Annotated in this window: 1 pseudogene; it reads left to right on the forward strand. The window is 40.4% G+C overall.

The features are described from left to right. Positions 1 to 245: pseudogene (locus ACY2RS_RS15740) on the forward strand (T9SS type A sorting domain-containing protein); the annotation flags it as partial.

A 245-nucleotide genomic window follows, 5' to 3' on the forward strand; every position in this document is an offset into this window, starting at 1 on the left:
TGGGAGCTTGGTGTAACAGAACCCGGATCTTCTGGTTCTCCACTCTGTGATCATGAATGTAAAATTATTGGTCAACTTTATGGTGGTGCTGCTACTTGTTCTGGAACAAATGATAATAACGCTTTTGATTATTATGGGAGATTTGCTGGATCATGGGATAACGGCTCTTCTGCTTCAACAAGATTAGAAGATTGGTTAGATCCGACTGGAACAAATCCTGAAACTCTAGAAAGCTTTCCTCCTTT

Source organism: Patiriisocius sp. 208BN25-11, assembly GCF_058147145.1.